Source organism: Roseivirga sp., from assembly GCF_965216855.1.
Taxonomy (GTDB): Bacteria; Bacteroidota; Bacteroidia; order Cytophagales; family Cyclobacteriaceae; genus Roseivirga.
Genome location: NZ_OZ244204.1, coordinates 4,046,767 through 4,065,200 on the forward strand (window position 1 = coordinate 4,046,767; position 18,434 = coordinate 4,065,200).

At 40.9% G+C, this 18,434-nt stretch carries 18 protein-coding genes and 1 tRNA gene; 8 read left to right on the forward strand and 11 right to left on the reverse strand.

Features of this window, described 5'->3' with window-relative positions:
• Positions 1 to 46: 46 nt before the first annotated feature.
• The 3 genes from ACOOEY_RS17800 to ACOOEY_RS17810 all read left to right on the forward strand — a co-directional run bounded on the left by ACOOEY_RS17800 (position 47) and on the right by ACOOEY_RS17810 (position 3,682).
• Positions 47 to 664, forward strand: coding sequence for an acetyltransferase (locus ACOOEY_RS17800; RefSeq protein WP_420386079.1), 618 nt, complete (start codon positions 47 to 49; stop codon positions 662 to 664).
• Positions 651 to 1,790, forward strand: a complete 1,140-nt coding sequence (locus tag ACOOEY_RS17805) for a DegT/DnrJ/EryC1/StrS family aminotransferase (protein ID WP_420386080.1) — start codon at positions 651 to 653, stop codon at positions 1,788 to 1,790. Before ACOOEY_RS17800 ends, ACOOEY_RS17805 begins: the two co-directional genes overlap by 14 nt.
• Before the next feature lie 74 nt (positions 1,791 to 1,864).
• Positions 1,865 to 3,682: a polysaccharide biosynthesis protein gene (locus ACOOEY_RS17810; RefSeq protein WP_420386081.1), complete on the forward strand. Its 1,818-nt coding sequence runs from the start codon at positions 1,865 to 1,867 to the stop codon at positions 3,680 to 3,682.
• A gap of 136 nt (positions 3,683 to 3,818) precedes the next feature.
• Here the strand turns inward: ACOOEY_RS17810 and ACOOEY_RS17815 are convergent, their stop codons facing one another.
• From ACOOEY_RS17815 to sucC, 3 genes are all read right to left on the reverse strand, one after another.
• Positions 3,819 to 4,772, reverse strand: a complete 954-nt coding sequence (locus tag ACOOEY_RS17815) for a hypothetical protein (RefSeq protein WP_420386082.1) — start codon at positions 4,770 to 4,772, stop codon at positions 3,819 to 3,821.
• A gap of 123 nt (positions 4,773 to 4,895) precedes the next feature.
• Positions 4,896 to 4,969, reverse strand: a tRNA-Arg gene (locus ACOOEY_RS17820).
• Positions 4,970 to 4,983: 14 nt separating this feature from the next.
• A complete protein-coding gene (gene sucC, locus ACOOEY_RS17825) occupies positions 4,984 to 6,195 on the reverse strand; it encodes an ADP-forming succinate--CoA ligase subunit beta (RefSeq protein ID WP_420386083.1) in 1,212 nt (403 codons plus the stop codon).
• 116 nt (positions 6,196 to 6,311) lie between these two features.
• Between sucC and ACOOEY_RS17830 the strand changes: the two genes are divergently transcribed.
• A complete protein-coding gene (locus ACOOEY_RS17830) occupies positions 6,312 to 6,980 on the forward strand; it encodes an ABC transporter ATP-binding protein (RefSeq protein WP_420386084.1) in 669 nt (222 codons plus the stop codon).
• On the opposite strand, the gene ACOOEY_RS17835 is transcribed toward ACOOEY_RS17830, so the two are convergent.
• The gene (locus ACOOEY_RS17835; protein WP_420386085.1) at positions 6,964 to 7,848 is read right to left on the reverse strand and encodes a hypothetical protein; all 885 of its coding nucleotides are present in this window, start codon (positions 7,846 to 7,848) and stop codon (positions 6,964 to 6,966) included. The genes ACOOEY_RS17830 and ACOOEY_RS17835 overlap by 17 nt on opposite strands.
• 54 nt (positions 7,849 to 7,902) lie before the next feature.
• Positions 7,903 to 8,346, reverse strand: a complete 444-nt coding sequence (locus ACOOEY_RS17840) for a peroxiredoxin (protein WP_420386086.1) — start codon at positions 8,344 to 8,346, stop codon at positions 7,903 to 7,905.
• A gap of 39 nt (positions 8,347 to 8,385) precedes the next feature.
• On the opposite strand from ACOOEY_RS17840, the gene ACOOEY_RS17845 reads away from it, so the two are divergent.
• The gene (locus ACOOEY_RS17845) at positions 8,386 to 9,246 is read left to right on the forward strand and encodes a DMT family transporter (protein ID WP_420386087.1); all 861 of its coding nucleotides are present in this window, start codon (positions 8,386 to 8,388) and stop codon (positions 9,244 to 9,246) included.
• Positions 9,227 to 10,021 carry a PhzF family phenazine biosynthesis protein gene (locus tag ACOOEY_RS17850; RefSeq protein WP_420386088.1) on the forward strand — a complete coding sequence of 265 codons (795 nt, stop codon included), beginning with the start codon at positions 9,227 to 9,229 and terminating at the stop codon, positions 10,019 to 10,021. The genes ACOOEY_RS17845 and ACOOEY_RS17850 overlap by 20 nt, the downstream gene beginning before the upstream one ends.
• Positions 10,022 to 10,026: 5 nt before the next feature.
• On the opposite strand, the gene pulA is transcribed toward ACOOEY_RS17850, so the two are convergent.
• The 3 genes from pulA to ACOOEY_RS17865 form a co-directional block, all read right to left on the reverse strand.
• Positions 10,027 to 12,018: a type I pullulanase gene (gene pulA / locus ACOOEY_RS17855; protein ID WP_420386089.1), complete on the reverse strand. Its 1,992-nt coding sequence runs from the start codon at positions 12,016 to 12,018 to the stop codon at positions 10,027 to 10,029.
• Between the two features lie 9 nt (positions 12,019 to 12,027).
• Positions 12,028 to 13,284 (reverse strand): MFS transporter, encoded by a 1,257-nt coding sequence (locus ACOOEY_RS17860; RefSeq protein WP_420386090.1) that lies wholly within the window; start codon positions 13,282 to 13,284, stop codon positions 12,028 to 12,030.
• A 196-nt stretch (positions 13,285 to 13,480) separates the two neighbouring features.
• Positions 13,481 to 14,395 carry a chromosome segregation protein SMC gene (locus tag ACOOEY_RS17865; RefSeq protein WP_420386091.1) on the reverse strand — a complete coding sequence of 305 codons (915 nt, stop codon included), beginning with the start codon at positions 14,393 to 14,395 and terminating at the stop codon, positions 13,481 to 13,483.
• A 94-nt stretch (positions 14,396 to 14,489) separates the two neighbouring features.
• Between ACOOEY_RS17865 and ACOOEY_RS17870 the strand changes: the two genes are divergently transcribed.
• A complete protein-coding gene (locus ACOOEY_RS17870; RefSeq protein ID WP_420386092.1) occupies positions 14,490 to 15,083 on the forward strand; it encodes a methyltransferase in 594 nt (197 codons plus the stop codon).
• On the opposite strand, the gene ACOOEY_RS17875 is transcribed toward ACOOEY_RS17870, so the two are convergent.
• Together ACOOEY_RS17875 and apaG are read right to left on the reverse strand one after the other, a co-directional pair.
• Positions 15,084 to 15,860 (reverse strand): O-methyltransferase, encoded by a 777-nt coding sequence (locus ACOOEY_RS17875; protein ID WP_420386093.1) that lies wholly within the window; start codon positions 15,858 to 15,860, stop codon positions 15,084 to 15,086.
• A 3-nt stretch (positions 15,861 to 15,863) separates the two neighbouring features.
• Positions 15,864 to 16,253, reverse strand: coding sequence for a Co2+/Mg2+ efflux protein ApaG (gene apaG / locus ACOOEY_RS17880; protein WP_420386094.1), 390 nt, complete (start codon positions 16,251 to 16,253; stop codon positions 15,864 to 15,866).
• A 204-nt stretch (positions 16,254 to 16,457) separates the two neighbouring features.
• Here apaG and ung point away from each other — a divergent pair, with 204 nt between their 5' ends.
• Positions 16,458 to 17,120 (forward strand): uracil-DNA glycosylase, encoded by a 663-nt coding sequence (gene ung, locus ACOOEY_RS17885; protein ID WP_420386095.1) that lies wholly within the window; start codon positions 16,458 to 16,460, stop codon positions 17,118 to 17,120.
• 4 nt (positions 17,121 to 17,124) lie between these two features.
• Here the strand turns inward: ung and ACOOEY_RS17890 are convergent, their stop codons facing one another.
• The gene (locus tag ACOOEY_RS17890; protein WP_420386096.1) at positions 17,125 to 18,276 is read right to left on the reverse strand and encodes a 6-bladed beta-propeller; all 1,152 of its coding nucleotides are present in this window, start codon (positions 18,274 to 18,276) and stop codon (positions 17,125 to 17,127) included.
• Between the last annotated feature and the right edge of the window lie 158 nt (positions 18,277 to 18,434).

The following is an 18,434-nucleotide window of genomic DNA, read 5'->3' on the forward strand; positions in this document are numbered from 1 at the left end:
ACCAATTACCAGGCTATTTTCGAATTTTGAAATATGACTATGTAAAATGAAATGTGTGATTGCAGGAACATCTGGTCAGGCAAAAGTTGTGTACGATATGCTAAAATTAGTAGGAGGTACAATCAAGTTTTTTCTGGCAAAGGACCATAAAAGTACTGATAGTTTTTTTTACCAATTTCCAATAGAAATGGATGAAGGAAAAATAAGTCCGTCAGACCACTTGGTTGTCGCCATAGGCGATAATCGATTAAGAATGAGATTAACTCAAAGAGTCCAAGCTAATTATATCAAGCTGTTGCATCCTGCCGCAATTATTAGTGGAGATTCAACAATAGGAGGTGGGACCGTGATAATGCCTGGAGCTGTCGTAAACTGTGGTACTACAATTGGAAAACATTGTATAATCAATACCTCAGCCTCCATTGATCATGATTGTCATGTTGATGATTTTGTACATATAAGTCCCAATGCAACACTTTGTGGTAAAGTTAAGATAGGAGAGGGTGCGCATATTGGAGCAGGAGCCATAGCCATTCCAAATGTCACTGTAGGTAAGTGGTCTACGGTTGGTGCCGGTTCTGTTTTAATCAAAGATGTTCCTGATTATGCAGTGGTGGTTGGGAACCCTGCCAAAGTCATTAGATATAACAATGGAGAAAACTAAAATATGGCTTTCATCTCCTCATATGGGAGGAGATGAATTAAGTTTCATACAGGAAGCGTTCGATACAAACTGGTTATCACCATTAGGTCCGAATGTAGATGGATTTGAACATGATTTAGCACAGTACTCAGGTTCACAACACGTAGCAGCGTTGAGTAGTGGCACGGCTGCCATTCATTTGGCGCTTATTATACTTGGTGTTGAAGGAGGTGATGAGGTTTTGGTTTCCTCATTTACTTTTTCAGGTTCTATTAATCCAATTGTATATCAAGGAGCTGTTCCTGTGATGGTTGATAGTGAGGATTCGACCTGGAATATGTCGCCACATTTTCTAGAGGAGGCTATAAAAGACAGGTTGAAAAAAAAAGGAAAGCTTCCTAAAGCGCTTGTCCTTGTTCACCTATATGGGATGCCCGCAAGGTTGGACGAATTACTGGCCATCTGTCACCATTATAATATCCCTGTTATTGAAGATGCAGCTGAGGCACTAGGTTCTTCCTATAAAGGTCAAAAGTTAGGTTCTTTTGGTGATTTGGGTATCTATTCGTTCAATGGGAATAAGATTATTACTACATCCGGAGGAGGGGCTCTTCTTTCCAATAATGAAGGGTGGATAAAGAAGGCTAGATTTTTGGCCACACAGGCGAGAGATCCTGCTCCTCACTACCAACACTCTGAGATTGGTTATAATTATCGTATGTCTAATGTGGTTGCAGGAATGGGCAGAGGGCAAATGAAAGTTTTAGACCAATGGGTTGAAAAGAGAAGGTCTATTAATCGTTTTTACAGAAATCTGTTAGAAGATATTGAGGGCATCACTTTTTTGACTGAACCTTCTGATGATTTTTATTCAAACTATTGGTTAACGACTGTTGTGGTTGAAGATAAATTACTTTCTGTTAACCGAGATACTATCATGTCCGCCTTGAGTGAGGAGAATATTGAGACCAGGCCACTTTGGAAGCCGATGCATTTGCAACCAATTTTTGAGTCATACCCATTTTATGGGGATGGTTATTCAGAGTATCTCTTTAAAACTGGTATATGCTTACCCTCTGGCTCTAATATGACAGAACCTGAGCTGGATAGAATTAGAGAGTCATTATATAGTATCTTTGCTAAGTAGTGTTTAATAAGTTTAAAACCCTTAATGTTTTGCCGCGTTGGATCATCGTATTGATTGATTTGACGATATTTTCTATGGCAGCATTAATTGGTTATTTGCTCCGGCTAAATTTTCAAATCGATGAACTTTACGAGTTTGACTTTCTAAGAGGAATAGCAATATATACTATTTCGGGCCTTATAGCTTCGTTGTTGACCAGGAGCTTTGCTGGTATTATTCGATACACTGGAATACAGGATACACTCCGGGTATTATATGCTAATTTGACCATGCTCGGCATTGTTTTCGCTATAAACTCCCTTTCTGAGAATTCACTCCCATATAGTGTGGCCTTGATAGCTTTTCTGGTGTCGTTGGTGGTTTCCATAAGCTATAGGCTTATTGTGAAAGAGCTGTTTGCCTTCTACCGAACTGTACCTAAAAGTCAAAGAAAAGTATTGATTCTGGGTGCAGGTAGATCTGGAATGATCACAAAGCAGCTGATTGACAATGATACTAAGTCTAATGTGAAGGTGGTTGGCTTTCTGGAAGACAACCCGAGGAAAATTGGTAATGTAATCAGTGGTGTGAAAATCTATTCCGCCAAAGAAGAGTTTGAAAAGGTTGTGCTTAAGCAAAATCCTACTGAATTAATTCTGGCTGCAACGAACTTGTCTGTTGAAAGAAAAAATGCTTTAGTTGATAGCTGTTTGGAGTTTGGAATTAAGGTAACCAGTGTACCGTCAGCCGATCAATGGATAGGAGGAGAATTTGATATCAATCAGATCAAAGAAGTCAAGATTGAAGACTTGCTGGGTAGAAACACCATTGTTCTCAAAAATAAATTTATTAGTAAGCAGCTGAACGATAAGTGCATCTTAATAACTGGTGCAGCTGGTTCAATAGGAAGTGAAATTGTCAGACAGGTAATCAGATATTCGCCATCTAAGGTAATTTTATTAGACCAGTCGGAAACAGGATTGTTTGAGATAGAGAATGAGATTCGAGCGATAAAGAAATTGGAAGATAATTTAATCTCCTTTGTAGCTGACGTGACGAATATATTCCGTTTGAGAGAATGCTTTGCTACTTATAGACCCCAGTTGGTCTTTCATGCAGCCGCCTACAAGCATGTTCCAATGATGGAAATGAATGTACCTGAAGCGATAGGGTGTAATATTTTGGGGACAAGGAATCTGGCTGATTTATCAGTAGAGTTTGATATTGAGAAATTTGTGATGATTTCTACTGATAAGGCGGTTAACCCTACCAGTGTTATGGGAGCCACTAAAAGAGCTGCGGAAGTCTATGTGCAGTCATTAAATGATTTTTTGATAGGGCTGGATACAGGGGCTACAAAGTTTATTACAACCAGATTCGGTAATGTACTTGGTTCCAATGGTTCTGTGATACCTATTTTCAAGAAACAAATCCAGATGGGAGGGCCAATTACAGTGACCCATCCAGATATTACGAGATACTTTATGACCATTCCAGAGGCATGTGGGTTAGTACTTGAGGCTGCCACCATGGGAGAGGGAGGAGAGATCTTTGTCTTCGATATGGGCAAATCAGTCAAGATAGTTGACTTGGCTAAAAGAATGATTCAGCTTTCTGGTTTGATAGAGGGTAAAGACATCAATATAGTTTTTACAGGTTTAAGACCTGGAGAAAAGCTATACGAGGAGTTGTTAGATGATAATGAAAATAATCTGGCAACCCACCATCCCAAAATCATGATTGCACAAACCCGTAAGATAGACTTCAAAGAGGTCAAAGATTATATCGATAAACTCAATCATTTGGTCGATACTAATGATAACATTAATAGAGAGGATGCTATTGTTAGAACATTGAAGGGGATGCTTCTAGAATATAAAAGTAAGTCTTCTAAGTTCGAAGCCTTGGATTAATCGCTATCTATCTTATTTATAGTATACCCGGGGAATGGAGTTAATCAGACCTTACCTCTGCTAATTGTTGGTATCCAAGGGATTATTATAGCAGGCAGCTTGTCCTGTTAGTCAGCACAGGTGTATATAATTATGATTATCTGAACTTAGGTTTTCTTCTTGAGGGGCTGAACAGTTCACTTAGGAAATTGTCAGGAAGATACATTTCTAATCTCAAAGAGAAGATGTAATAGGAATCGTTAGCTTCAGGGTTGCCTCTTGTGCCACCCCCATCAATAGGAACATTATAACCAGGTAAAATCCTTTCATAAACCTGCAATGCGATATCCGCATTGGGAGAACCAACTCCTCCATTCCATTCAATTATTTGATCTCTGCTGGGGTATACTGTGCTAACGTCATCTAGATAGTCGGTAAACGTAAATCTTCTACCTCCTTCCAGTAAGATATCTATGTATTGATTTGCTTTTAGTCTAATACCTATACCTAATGGAATTACTGTAAATGACTTGTTTTCACCAATAGGATTGCCTGCCTCAGTTTGATATTCCCATAGGTTTACCGTGTAATTACCCTCTTCACCAGGTAGGTAAGTCTTAGGCCGACTAGTCGTTCTGGCTATACCCGCGATTATGTATGGATTAATTATCGGCCTTCTGGAATAACTCCCATCTACTGGGATTAAATTGAAAATTGCTAATGCCGAAACTTCAAGGTTTCTTGATCTGAAATTTAAGTTTCTGACAAACCTCGTGTCTGAGTCTCCTACATCATCTCTTCCGCTCAATCTGTTTGAGATGAATCCTTGTTTACCGTCAGCATCATCTCCTCCAATCTGATACCAGTTTAGATCAAGTCTTACAGATAACTGTGAACCAAACTTTTTTCTTAGCCCCACTCCCAGACTAGGTCCCAGTGCATGTTGTAGTCCATCATAGAAGACATCATGTAAGTCACCATGGTAAGTAGAAAAACCAACGCCATAAGAAAACATAAGAGTTCTGTCTCTCCTACGAGAGTAGAATGATTGCGCGTCAGCGATTTCTGAGAACGCTAAGATAAGAGTCAGGATGAAAGCGACCTTCTTCATGGGGCTTGATATAAAGCTAACAATCTTCTTTGTTGGTTACAAACTATCTTAGCTGAGGTCCTCAAATTTATGATTATTTAGTGTAAAATAAAAAATCTCCGGCCTTAAGACCGGAGATTTTTGTACACCCAGAAGGAGTCGAACCCTCAACCTCTGGAGCCGAAATCCAGCGCTCTATCCAGTTGAGCTATGGGTGCTGACGCTTAATGTATTAAGCTAAAGCTTCTTGTACCTTGCCAGCAGCATCTTTCAAAAGGATGGCTGATTGGACGGCAAGACCACTTTCATTGATAATTTGGGCTGCTTCTTCAGCATTGGTTCCTTGTAGTCTTACAATGATTGGAATGTTAATATTGCCAATTTTCTTATAGGCTTCAACAACACCGTTAGCCACCCTGTCGCATCTGACGATTCCTCCAAAAATGTTGATTAGAATAGCTTTTACGTTAGGATCTTGCATGATAATTCTGAAACCGGCCTCTACAGTTTCAGCATTGGCAGTACCTCCTACATCAAGAAAGTTAGCAGGCTCACCACCAGAGAGCTTAATAATATCCATGGTTGCCATGGCAAGACCAGCTCCATTTACCATACATCCCACATTACCATCGAGTTTTACGTAGCTAAGACCATACTTACCAGCTTCAACTTCTTCAGAAGCCTCTTCAGTAATGTCTCTCAGTTCAGCTAAGTCCTTATGTCTGAATAGACCGTTATCATCGAGGTTGACTTTTGCATCAACTGCAAGGATTTGGTTATCCGAGGTTTTTAATACAGGGTTGATTTCAAATTGTGAGGCATCAGAATCCTCATAAGCCTTATAAAGAGAGTAGATGAATTTCACCATTTCTTTGAATGCCTGTCCTTCTAAACCAAGCTTGAAAGCTACTTTTCTCGCCTGGAACCCTTGCAGCCCAACTTTAGGGTCAATCCATTCTTTAATAATTTTCTCAGGCGTTTCTTCAGCAACAGTTTCGATGTCCATTCCCCCTTCGGTAGAGGCCATGATCACATTGCACCCTTTTGCTCTGTCTAACAGGATTGACAGGTAATATTCTTTTGGTTCTGAATCACCTGGATAATAAACATCCTGAGCAATCAATACTTTATTCACTTTCTTACCCTCTGCACCAGTTTGATGTGTAACCAATACCCCACCAAGGATCGCATCTGCTTTTGGGCCTACTTCATCAAGGCTTTTGGCCAGAACAACTCCGTTGGAGCCTGTTTCCTGAATTTTACCTTTTCCTCTACCACCAGCATGAATTTGTGCTTTTACAACATACCAGCTGGTGCCAGTTTGTTCGTTTAGCTTCTTAGCGGCTTCTGTAGCTTCTTCAGGAGTTTCAGCAACAATGCCTTCCTGAATTTTAACACCGTATCCTTTTAGTAATTCTTTTGCTTGATATTCGTGAATATTCATGACTGCTTTTAATTTGGTGCGAAGCTAAATCTTTGGGCCTATAATAACAAGTGAATTTAGTTTATTAGACCGTTGGCCTAACCTGCATTGGGAAGGATTGATTATGTTTGAATTCTATGGGTAAAGTGATCCTAAAAGCTGAAAATATCTCGAAGTCATATGCCGACCTGGCAGTGCTAAGGAAAATTGATTTAGAGATCATGAATAATGAGGTAGTGTCAATTGTGGGGGCTTCAGGTGCCGGAAAGAGTACATTGCTTCATATCATGGGTACTTTGGATCGACCTGATTCAGGTACACTCAGAATAAATGATCATGATGTCTTGGGTTTTTCAACCAGTAAACTCGCTAAATTCAGAAACAGTCAGGTAGGGTTTGTGTTTCAATTCCACAATCTGCTTCCAGAGTTTAGCGCCTTGGAAAATGTCTGCCTGCCTGGTTTTATATCCGGAAAGTCGGAAAGTGAGGTGAGGAGCAGAGCCAGGAAGCTTCTGGATAAACTGGGACTAAGTTTTAGAGAAGATCATCGGCCTTCTGAGTTATCTGGAGGGGAGCAGCAACGAGTGGCTGTAGCCAGGAGTTTAATTAACGACCCTCAGATCATTTTTGCTGATGAACCTAGTGGTAATCTGGATTCTAAGAATGCAAAGCAACTACATCAGTTGTTTTTTGATCTTCGAGATGAATTCAAGAAAACCATTGTCATTGTAACTCACAATGAGGAATTAGCTGATCTTTCAGATAGAAAAATAGAAATGAAGGACGGTGCTATCTTGTCCGCTTAACTACTTTGCAACGAATAGAGCTCTTACCATAAAGTGACTTGGGTAAGAAATAAGCTAATCTAAAACCAAATCTCAAATAAGAATCATTACTTCCATCTCCACGGGGAGTGCCTGCTACCACTGGAGTTTGAGGAGGCGTAAGAGCCGCTCTGGGATCTGACAATAGTCCTAAAGTTGTAGCATCGACACCATTTGTTTCCGAAAAAGAAGCTGGATCACGATAAACAGAACTTACATCATCCAGATAACCGGTCATCGTCATGGTGTACTGAAGCTCCATTTGGAGATCAAAGTTTCTGGATAGAAAGAAATTGAAACCAAAACCCATTGGAATGGCCAAAGCCAGTCCTCCATACTGCTCACCTTCGAGGCTTAGAGGGCGTAAATCATAAGTAGTTCCTGCCAGTTCAGTTTTGGGGTTGTTAGAAGTAACACCAATACCAAGGTGTAAATATGGATTGGCAAATGCTCTGTCTTTATAGCCGGAAGCCGGGTGCCGGAAGGCATAATACATCCCCTGAACAACAAACTCAAAATTAGTTGCCTTGAAACTTAGGTTTCTGATTTTATTATCAGGAATTGGAGACAGCGAATCGTCTGCCTGTATTTTGTAGACACTAAAACTGGTTCGAATAGCAATTTGGTCAGTAAATAAGTGTTCATAACCAAGAGAAACACTCAATCCTGACTGAAATTTGGGATCATTGGCTTTTCTTAATTCACCAAAATAGGTATTCAGTCCAATACCGAAAGAGACCTTAGACAATCTGTCAAAATCCCCGGTTGTAACATATTGCTGTGCCGTAGAGTGGAATTGAAAACCAATTGCAATGACCAGCAGTAGAGATAAGCGCGTAAATTTCCTCAAAGCAGATTGTAGGTTAAATCACAAATTTATCATACGAACGCGGAAAACCGACTTTTATTCAGCTTTTAATTGATTAATCATGGATTTAATATGATTTGTGGCGCCAAACATATCTGAGTATGTTGCACGAATGGTCTTTTCCTTATCAATCAAATAGGTAATCCTTTTAGGAACACCAATAATTGGCATCAATGCTTTATAGTCTTTACAAACTTTTCCTTCTCGGTCAGATAGCAGTTTAAAGGGTAATTGATGCTTTTCCTTAAATTTTCTATGAGACGAGATGGAGTCTTTACTAATACCAAAGACCTTAATATCAAGGTTACTGAATACCTGATGGTTATCTCTAAAACTGCATGCCTCTTCAGTGCAGCCCGGAGTGAAGTCCTTTGGGTAGAAATAAACAATACAAGGTAAATTGTCTTGCAGTGAGACCATATTGTTTTCTGTGTCGGGTAGCTGAAACTCGGGGGCTTTTTGTCCTACTTTTAGTGCCATGGGTTAATTACTGTTTAGTGAATAAGTGCATCTTTGTGCATGATTTCAAAGGGGGTACTCTACATGATGCTGGCCACATTCATTTTTGCCGTGATGAATGTGTTGGTTAAGTACCTTCCCAATATTCCTGCTATAGAAATCATTCTTTTCAGGTCTATTGTTTCATTTTTTATGTCTGGAGTAACCTTAAAACTTAAAGGTATTCCACTCTTTGGTAAGAACAAGAAAATTTTACTCATCAGAGGACTGGCAGGCGCTGTGGCTTTGATGATGTTCTTTACTACGCTACAAAATATTCCCCTGGCGAGTGCTGTCACCCTGATGTTTCTGGGGCCTATCTTTACGGCTCTTATCGGTATATGGATTGTTGGTGAAAAGGTGAAGCCCTTACAATGGGTATTTTTTGCTATGTCATTTGCCGGTATCTTAATGATAAAAGGTTTTGACCCCAGGGTGTCACCATACATGGCGTTTTTGGGAATTGGAGCTGCTTTTTGTTCAGGCATAGCTTACAACATGATCAGAAAGCTGAAGACTTCGGAACACCCATTGGTAATTATCTTCTATTTTCCCCTGGTAACCTTGCCCATAGTGGGCGCTTATTCAGCCCTCAACTGGGTGATGCCTCATGGAGAGGAATGGCTCTTGCTTATTGGAGTAGGGGTATTGACGCAGATAGCGCAATATTTCATGACCATTGCCTATCAATCAGAGGAACTTTCAAAAGTGGCTAACATCAATTTCATCGGGATCATCTATGCACTGGGCTTTGGATTCTTCCTTTTCGATGAAACGTTTAATGTGTTGACTTATCTGGGCATGGCCGCGGTAATGACCGGAGTTGTGCTCAATGTTGTTTATAAAAATAGACTGAAGAAAAATGAAGCTGTATCAAATTGATTCATTTACAAAAAAAGTATTCAAGGGTAACCCTGCTGGTGTGGCACTGGTAGAAGAAAGCCTTTCTGAAGAAACCATGCAGGCCTTGGCCAGCGAGATGAATTTGGCCGAAACTGCCTTTGTTGTGAGGAATAATAATAAATACGGACTAAGATGGTTTACTCCGGCCAGAGAAGTGCCTTTGTGCGGTCATGCTACACTGGCTTCTGCATTTGTACTTTTTAATGAAGGATTACATGACTTATCCGACCCAATTACTTTCGAGACACTGAGTGGTGATTTGATTGTCAGTTATGAAAAGGACGGTTCACTGTTAATGGATTTTCCAAGGACTAATCCTGTGGAGTATACCAGGGGAAATATGGATAAAATTCAACAGTTGTTCGGTGATGCTATTGTTGAAGTGCTGGAAGTGCCTAATGAGTTGATCGTTATTCTTGATTCGGCTGACTCAGTGAGAAAGTGTAACCCATCATCAGACGTGATAGCCAGCCTGGCGGTGAATGGTGTAATGGTTTCCGGTTGGGATCATTCCGGAGCGTATGACTTCGTTTCCAGATACTTCGCTCCAAACCTGGGTATTAAGGAAGATCCGGTTACCGGATTTATTCATACGATTCTGTCTCCTTACTGGTCCTCGCAGAAAGCTAAGAACACATTTAAATGTTATCAGGCCTCTCCAAGAGGAGGGGAACTACTGGTTACAGTACAAGAGTCACGCATTCTTATACAAGGATATGCCGTAAAGGTGTTTGAAACGGAGGTTAATATTTAGACACTCTACCTTTTCAAGATATAAGCTGTACTGGCCGGAATAGTTATGGTTCGGCCAGTATTTCTAATACCACCTTCATTCACCTGATTTCCATCGGCCACCAGCGTCCAGTTACCCTCGGGTAGACTAATGGTTTTGTTAAGCCCGCTACCGTTCAATAGTACCAAAATCTGATTCCATGAATCACCGTTAGCATTATCTTTCAACTGATAGGCCAGGAAATTGTCCCCTTGATAATCCAGGAACTCAAGATGTTGTTGAATGGCTTCGGTATTAGTCATTCGAAATGCGGGATGATTTTTCCTTAGGGCAATCAAACCTTTGTAGTACTCAAAAACATCCTGATACCTTTCTTTTCTGGTCCAGTCGATCTGGTTGATTTCATCAGGGGATTCGAATGAATTTTCGACCCCATTTTTGGTGCGCAGCATTTCCATACCTGCATGGATGAATGGAACACCCTGGGATGTTAGCACAATTGTCTCGGCCAGCTTATGCATCTTAATTAATTCCTCTTCTGAAGCATCAGGGTTGGAAATAGTGAGCTTATCCCAGAGCGTATGATTGTCGTGACAGGATACGTAGCTAATGGTTTGAGAAGGTTCTGCGGCCCAGGGAGCTTTTGAGTAGTTCACCAACTCATAATTCAATTGAGGATGTTGAGTAGAAGCCACAACTCCAAACTTGATACTCTCCTTTAAGCCCGGTCTTTTACTGGCAAAGCCACCTTCTTCATGCTCAAAAACGCTTCCTTTAAGCCCATCCCGCAAGTCATCACTGAAAGCTGCGACATTTTGCATTTTATAGGTGTTTGCCTTAAGCGCTTGTTGTTCCGATGGGAGAGGAGAAGCCCCTGCTGTCCATCCTTCGCCATACACAAAGATGCTTGGGTCAATGGCTCTTACAGCCGCACTCACTTCATTCATGGTCTCGATATCGTGTATACCCATCAGGTCAAAGCGAAAGCCATCCAGATGGTATTCATTCACCCAATATTGAACGGATTCAACAATGTATTTGCGCATCATCTCCCTTTCAGATGCTGTTTCGTTACCACAGGCCGATGCATCTGAGAAACCACCTTCAGCATTTTGCCTGTAGTAGTATTGAGGAACAAGCTGGTTGAAGTTACTGTCTTCTGTCTGGCCAGTGTGATTATAAACCACATCCAGGACAACTCTGATACCGTTGCGATGAAAGGCCTGAACCATCTGCTTAAACTCTTTAATTCTTATCTCTCCATTATAAGGGTCAGTTGAGAAACTTCCTTCAGGAACATTATAATTGAGCGGATCATAACCCCAGTTGTACTGTGGTTCATTCAGACGAGTCTCATCAATTGATCTATGGTCGAAAGTGGGTAGGAGGTGTACATGTGTCACTCCCAGTTCCTTGATATGATCAATTCCAGTGGTTAGTCCTTTGGGGCTTTTGGTACCTTCTTCAACTAAACCCATGTATTTGCCAGCCTGGTTAGCACCGGAAGAAGGGTGTATAGTCATATCACGAATCTGTAATTCGTATATAATAATGTCATTATAGTTTGCAAGAGCGGGTCTTTGATCGTTTTGCCACCCTTCCGGATCTGTTTCGTCCAAATCTACTATCATGCTTCTTTGCCCATTTACGCCAACTGCAACGGCATATAGGTCAGGCTTTTCCTGAAGCCATTGTCCATTCTGCTTTACCTGGTAGGTATAGTATTTCCCATTTAAATCCCCTTTTACTTGATGCAGCCAGGTTCCTGCTTCATCTCTTTCCATCTCGTAAGCCATTTCCAGGTTATCTCCATTTCCGGCTGAGTAGATATTGAGCTTTACCTCCTCTGCTGCCGGAGACCAAAGTCTGAATGAAGAAGATTCAGGGCTATAGGTTAGACCTAGGTCTTTACCCTTATAGACAGGGTAGTCGGTAAGTGATTCGTAACTGGGTTGATTCTGGCAAGCAGTCATGGTGATTATGAGTAGACTGGTTAGAAGTAGATATGTTTTTTTCATTGGGATTCCTTAATGAGAAGACGATGTATTCAGTGGCTGTTGCGATGATTTATTCTCTTTTACAAAGAGCCATAAAATGGCAGAAACGCCCAGCGCAATAGCACTGATTATAAAAATCATAGACTTGTTTTCAGCCTGATCGATAAAGCCTCCCAGACTTGAAGCGACCAATTGAGGAAGTACTACAGATAGGTTGAATAAGCCCATGAAGAGTCCCATTTTGCTTTGGTTAACCGTTTCAGACATAATGGCGAAGGGGAGACTTACCACAGCAGCCCAACCGATACCAACGATTACCATCAGACTATAGAGAGACCATTCAGACTGGCCAAAGAATATAATCATCAGGTAGCCAATGCTCATAATAGCAATGCATAGCATATGTGTTTTTACCCGTCCAATTTTTTCAGTGAGAGGCTCTAGAACAAGTGATGGTAACAGAAACCCTACTGTATTGAGCACGGCAAATGCGATACCCGTAATCAAACCAATCTCATTGTCTTGTGCTTCTGCCAATTGATCTGTGGTATTAAATCCCATAATGTTCTCCTTGATGTAGGAAAAGGTATAGATGAACATGGTCTGAACCCCAACCCAGGTAAAAGCATGGGCAATGCAAATCTTGAGAAACTCAGGCAGATTGGTTTTTTGGTTGGATTGATCTGTCTCAATGATTTCCCCTTCGGGCTGAAGATTTCTTGGTTCTGTAATGAAAAGGGTGGGAATAACGGAAAACAGAAATACGAGAATGGCTCCAAAATAAATAAGAACATAGTTACTGATGACAGCACCAATCAAGTAGGCTAATACTCCAAAAAAGCCCGAGATGGTTTGCATCCAGGTATAACCTTTGGTTCTGACAGTCCCTTTAGGAGTTACATCTGCAATGACAGAGCGCGTGGGGTTGAAACTGATATTAATGGCCAGGTCAAGGGAAAGTGCTACGGCAATGGCAACTCCAATCACTTCTTCGAATCCAAGAGCCTCACTAATTACACCAATGTTGGGTAGTGCAAGAAGCATAACTGAGGCAATAATACCTCCAATCAAAATGAATGGTCTTCTTCTGCCACCCCAGAACCATACATTATCACTGACAAGACCGATAATAACCTGCCCTAGAATACCAGCAGCAGGACCGGCCAGCCAGACGAAGCCAATCTCTTTCAAATTGAAACCAAATTTAGTATTGAGTATCCAGCTTAAGGCAGCAATTTGGACTGAAAGTGCAAAACCCATGGCAGTAGCGGGTAAGCTTAAAACCATGAAAAAGGGGCTGGTGAGATTCTTTTGAAAGTTAAGCATGGAGACGAGCAATTATTAACGAAGTAATATACTCGTTTCTTAGCTATTGAGGAATGCTAACGTTTGCATGCTAGAAGCTAGAAGCTAGAAGCTAGAAGCTAGTTAGGATAGGGAATTGTAAAAGTCTGAAGAGAGCTGGCCTGTGGCTAAGATCAGGTTACCTTACATTGAAGGCTACCTGACCAATCTCGTAATTGTCGGCCCAGATAATGATTTTATGATCACCTACTTCGAACTCTGATCCTTTATCATAAACAAAGCTGAGTGCTTGCTTCGAGTTGTCAAAAACAATCTCCTGCATAGAAGTGTAAAACTGCTCACGACCATCAATTTTAAATGAACCTGAGCCTTTGGCCACGTCAAATACAACATTACCGGCAGGATCGACCACCTGAATCATAATCTGATGTCCTGCTACTGGAGCTACATCATTTTCGGCCAGATTGAATGATACTTTGATTTTTTCTGCCTGTCTTTGCCTGAAGTCACCTTCTCGTTCACGTCCACGACTGTTGATGTTAAAAACCTGAATATTCTCAGCCCTTAGCTTGGCTGCCAGGTTGATTTGCTGTTTCAACTCTTCCTGTCTTTGCTGAGCCTCGTTAATGGTTTTATTCAGCGTGTTTTGCTCTTCTTTTAGCTCGTTATTTTCAACAAGTAGTTGACTGTTGATCTTTTTGAGTTCAGCGATCTCTTCGTCTTTTGCAACCAATAGCTCTTGGTAGCCAGTTACTTTCCTGTCTAATCTTTGAATTAAAGCCTTATTAGCAACCCGGGTTCTTTGGAGTTGGTCTCTCTGCGCAGTAATAGAGTCTTTGAGCACAACAAGTGAGTCAATGTCTCCTCCCAGTTTAGCTATCTCAGAAATTTTATCTGAAAGCTCCCCTGAAATGCTGTCTAATTGTGAGGTGAGTTTAGTTCTGGTGGCATCGTATTCTGCCTGAAGAGCCTCCCTGGCCTGATAGTCAGTGTATATTTTATATGCCGATCCTAATACCACAACGGCTATGGCAATGATTAATATAATTCTAATCTGATCTCTCTTCCCTTTACCTGATGGTGCTTCGCTCATCCTTTTTCTTAATTAAATCAACTATTTAACGACCTTGCGGTTAAATACTGGGCGAATTACTTAAACTTTTTTTAATTATTCAATTTGAAGACTCATGGATAAGCCTTTAGTGCTGGATGAAGCTTACTGGACAGGCAAGTATGAAAGGGGGGAGACAGGTTGGGATATTGGTTATGTGTCTACACCGATTCAGACATATATCGATCAACTAAAGGACAAAAATTCCAAAATCTTAATACCGGGTGCAGGAAATGGTTATGAAGCTGAGTATTGCTGGAATAGTGGTTTTAAGAATACCCATGTGGTTGATTTATCTGAGACACCCCTTAACCACCTCAAAAATAGGGTCCTGGATTTTCCGAAGGAGCAGTTATTGCATCAGGATTTCTTTGACCTGAAAGGTACCTATGACCTGATTATTGAACAGACTTTTTTCTGTGCACTTCAGCCAACATTAAGAAATGAGTACGCACTTAAGGCCAAAGAACTATTGAAGCCTGGTGGGAAATTGGTGGGATTGCTTTTTCAAATTCCACTGAATAACGATAGGCCTCCGTTTGGAGGAAGTATTGAGGAATATGAACGGCTGTTTTCGAGGTATTTCAATATTTATATAATGGAGACCTCCTATAACAGTATTCCTCCCCGACAGGGCAGTGAGTTGTTCATCAAAATGATTAATGAGTAATCAAAAATTGAAATGGAGAGTGTAATCTGCCTTTGTTAGTTTGGGATCGAAAAGTAACAGACCTGCCTCAAAAAGGTCGATAGAAACCTGGACTTTTGGATGTTTCTGAATTGCTGTCCAGGCCTGATTCATTTCTTTAGACCAGTGGATATCGTCCAGTACAATCAAACCGTGGTCTTGAGTTTTAGATAGAACCTGTTCGAAATACCTCACGGTAGGTTCAAACCGATGGTTAGCATCTATATAGGCCAGGTCTATTTGATCTACTCCGTTTAGGTAATTGGGAAGTGTCTCATCAATGTTGCCCTGGATGAGTCTGATATTTTTTCGGTCAAATTGTTGAAAATGGTTTTCAGCTTGCCGGGCTATTGTTGGGTCTCCTTCAAAGGTTGTCACTTTTACGTTTTCAGGTTCACTTAGGTAAAGTGTATTAAGTCCCAGGGAGGTTCCTAGTTCCAAAACAGATTGGTACTGAAAATGCAGAATGAACTGTCTGAGTAAGGCGGAGAAAGAGGCAGGGGTAGAGGCATTTTTTGCAATTTCTCCAAGCGTTCTGTAGTTAGTTTGATTCACTCTGGAACCGGCACCAAAATCTGTGACTTCAACCTGAGACGAATTCTTAACGAGCCTCCTTCTGAGTACTTCAACTTCATCCAATAAGGTTTTATGCCCATTCTTAATCACTTCTGTATAGAGCTGAAAGATAGAAGGGGAGTGCAACGAATGCTCGTCAGTCTTCAGCAGCCAGTACCTAATGAATGAAAGAACCTGAAACAAAACTTAGTTGAGAAGGAAAGGAACGACCATGTTGAATTCAGGAATCTTTACTTCGAATTCCCTGCCGTCAGCGATTTTTTCCATAAGGTAGGTGCCGTACATTTTACCGAAGCCTGATCTCAAATTGCAACCGGAAACATATTCATGTTTTTCTCCGGGCTCAAGAATGGGCTGTTGGCCAACTACACCTTCACCTTCTACTTCACGAACCGTATTGTTGGCATCGTGAATAAACCAGTGTCTGCGATGTAGCTTAATTGTAAAATCGCCATTATTCTCAATAGTGATACGATAGGTAAATACATAGTGCAACTGAGCCGGGCTGGAGTACTCCGGTTGATAATTGGTTTCTACACAAACCTTAATGCCTTTTGTAGTTGCAGTTACGATCATTACGAATAAAAACTCATGAAGTAAGATTGTTGTTTGTTACTCCCAGCCCTAAAGAGTAAAGCTTATTTTCAATTCCACCGTCTAGGGTTGGGCGTCATGAATTGAAAATCTTATTTGATTGAATATCTCTTTCAAATCTCTTACTATCGTGTTTTAAAGTTATTGATTAGTTTCAAAATTACTAATCAGTAAAATGAATTTTCGATGGCGGTAAAAATAGAAGAAAGTTGGAGACAAGTTCTCCATGAAGAGTTCGACAAAGAGTATTTCAATCAGCTTACTGACTTTGTTAAGAAAGAATATGCCAGCCATACTATCTTTCCTAAGGGCAAGGATATTTTCAGAGCATTCGATGCATGTCCTTTCGATGAGGTGAAAGTGGTTATTCTTGGTCAGGATCCATACCATGGTCCGGGGCAGGCTAACGGACTCTGTTTCTCTGTTCATGAAGGAGTTACTTTTCCTCCTTCACTGGTTAATATCTTCAAGGAAATCAAAAATGATTTGGGGAAAGACATCCCTCCTCATGGTTCATTGGACAGGTGGGCGAGGCAAGGTGTTTTGTTGTTGAATGCCACACTTACAGTACGTGCTCATCAGGCGGGATCTCACCAAAATAAGGGATGGGAAGTATTTACCGATGCAGTAGTACAGGCATTGGCCCAACAGAAAAAGGGCCTGGTCTATATGCTTTGGGGAAGTTATGCCCAGAAGAAGGCGGCCATCGTTAACCCTGCAGATAATCTCATACTTAAATCACCACATCCAAGTCCGCTTTCTGCTCATCGTGGATTCTTTGGCAATGGTCACTTTAGTAAGGCTAATCAGTATTTACAGGAAAAGGGGCTGGGAGAGATTGCCTGGTAATATTTTAGAATGACTTTTTGAATTTTATTTTGAGCAATACGGGATTTTCAGAATATCGTAGCTCTGAGGAGATTAGATTACCCGCTATAGAAATCTGTTCTTTGTTCAGCTTGCCTATGAATTCTTCCAGATCATAGGCCTGAAGAGAGCTGACCAGTACTTCATCCTGCCATTCAAGAAAGACAATATCAAAGTCCTCTTCCTTGTTATTCTTTCTTAGATCAAGGCGATGAAATTCTCCGGTTGTACGGTCAATCATACCTTTGTCATTTTCCAGCACTTTAAAATGATAGGTAAGCATCACAAATCGTTGGCTTATTTTGGAGATCACTTCCCATACCTTCTCATCATTGTACATAATCATGTCCCCCGCGGCTCTCACATCAGAAAGGAGTTTTGGGTCATTCCATGCCCAGTCATCTCCAAAATCAAACTTCATGAAAGGCTTCGCCTGATAGTTGTCGATTATGTAAATGGAGTCGCTGATGAGTTTCTTCCAGATAAGTTGCTCATTGAGGTAACTAAACCGATTACTCAGGTTGATGGGGAGGGGATGAGATTTAATTACAGGAGATGCAAATGATAGTAGTTTCAGGTCACCATCCAGAAACATTAACTCGTTACCCGATTTCTGGGTGGGAGAGGGATCCAAAAGCTGAGCAGCATAGCCGTTTAAATAGGGTGTAATACTACCAGCGCGAAGGTCTCTAGGGTAAGTGGCTTTTATGCTGCCAGTATATTTGCCATCTAAATCGAACTCCAGTAAGGAGAATGACTCACTACTGAAAAGGTTGATTTTTTCAGTAGTTGCCCATACTGATCCGAGGTTTTGATATTCTCCCGGCCCTTGACCAATACGATCTATTTTCCTCAGAAATTTTCCCTCCTTATTGAAGAGTACAACTATGTCGGATTTCTTTTCAATGATACCGAAACCATTAGGGGTTTTGAAATAGGCTTCAACTCTGGGTAGTAAAGAATACTCTGTTTCTTCCAGTGGAATGATTTCAATATGATCGATTAGCTCAAAGAAATCTTTTCTGTCACCGTGGATATCTATTTCATAATGCTCAAACCCGGTTTGAGATAAGATCGACTGAGGAAAAACTATAATTCCAATACAGACCAGGAAGAGCAGAAGGCTTGTGTGTTTCATCGGCTTGAAATTAAGACAAATAGATGAGCTTCAAAAGAAGAGCTTGCCAGTTGGGTCCTTACAGTTGACTCTCCAGAAACTCGTCCATGGTTTTTACTCCGGTTTGATCTTTTAACCATTCTGCCACAGCAATAGCTCCTTTAGCAAAACCCTCTCGT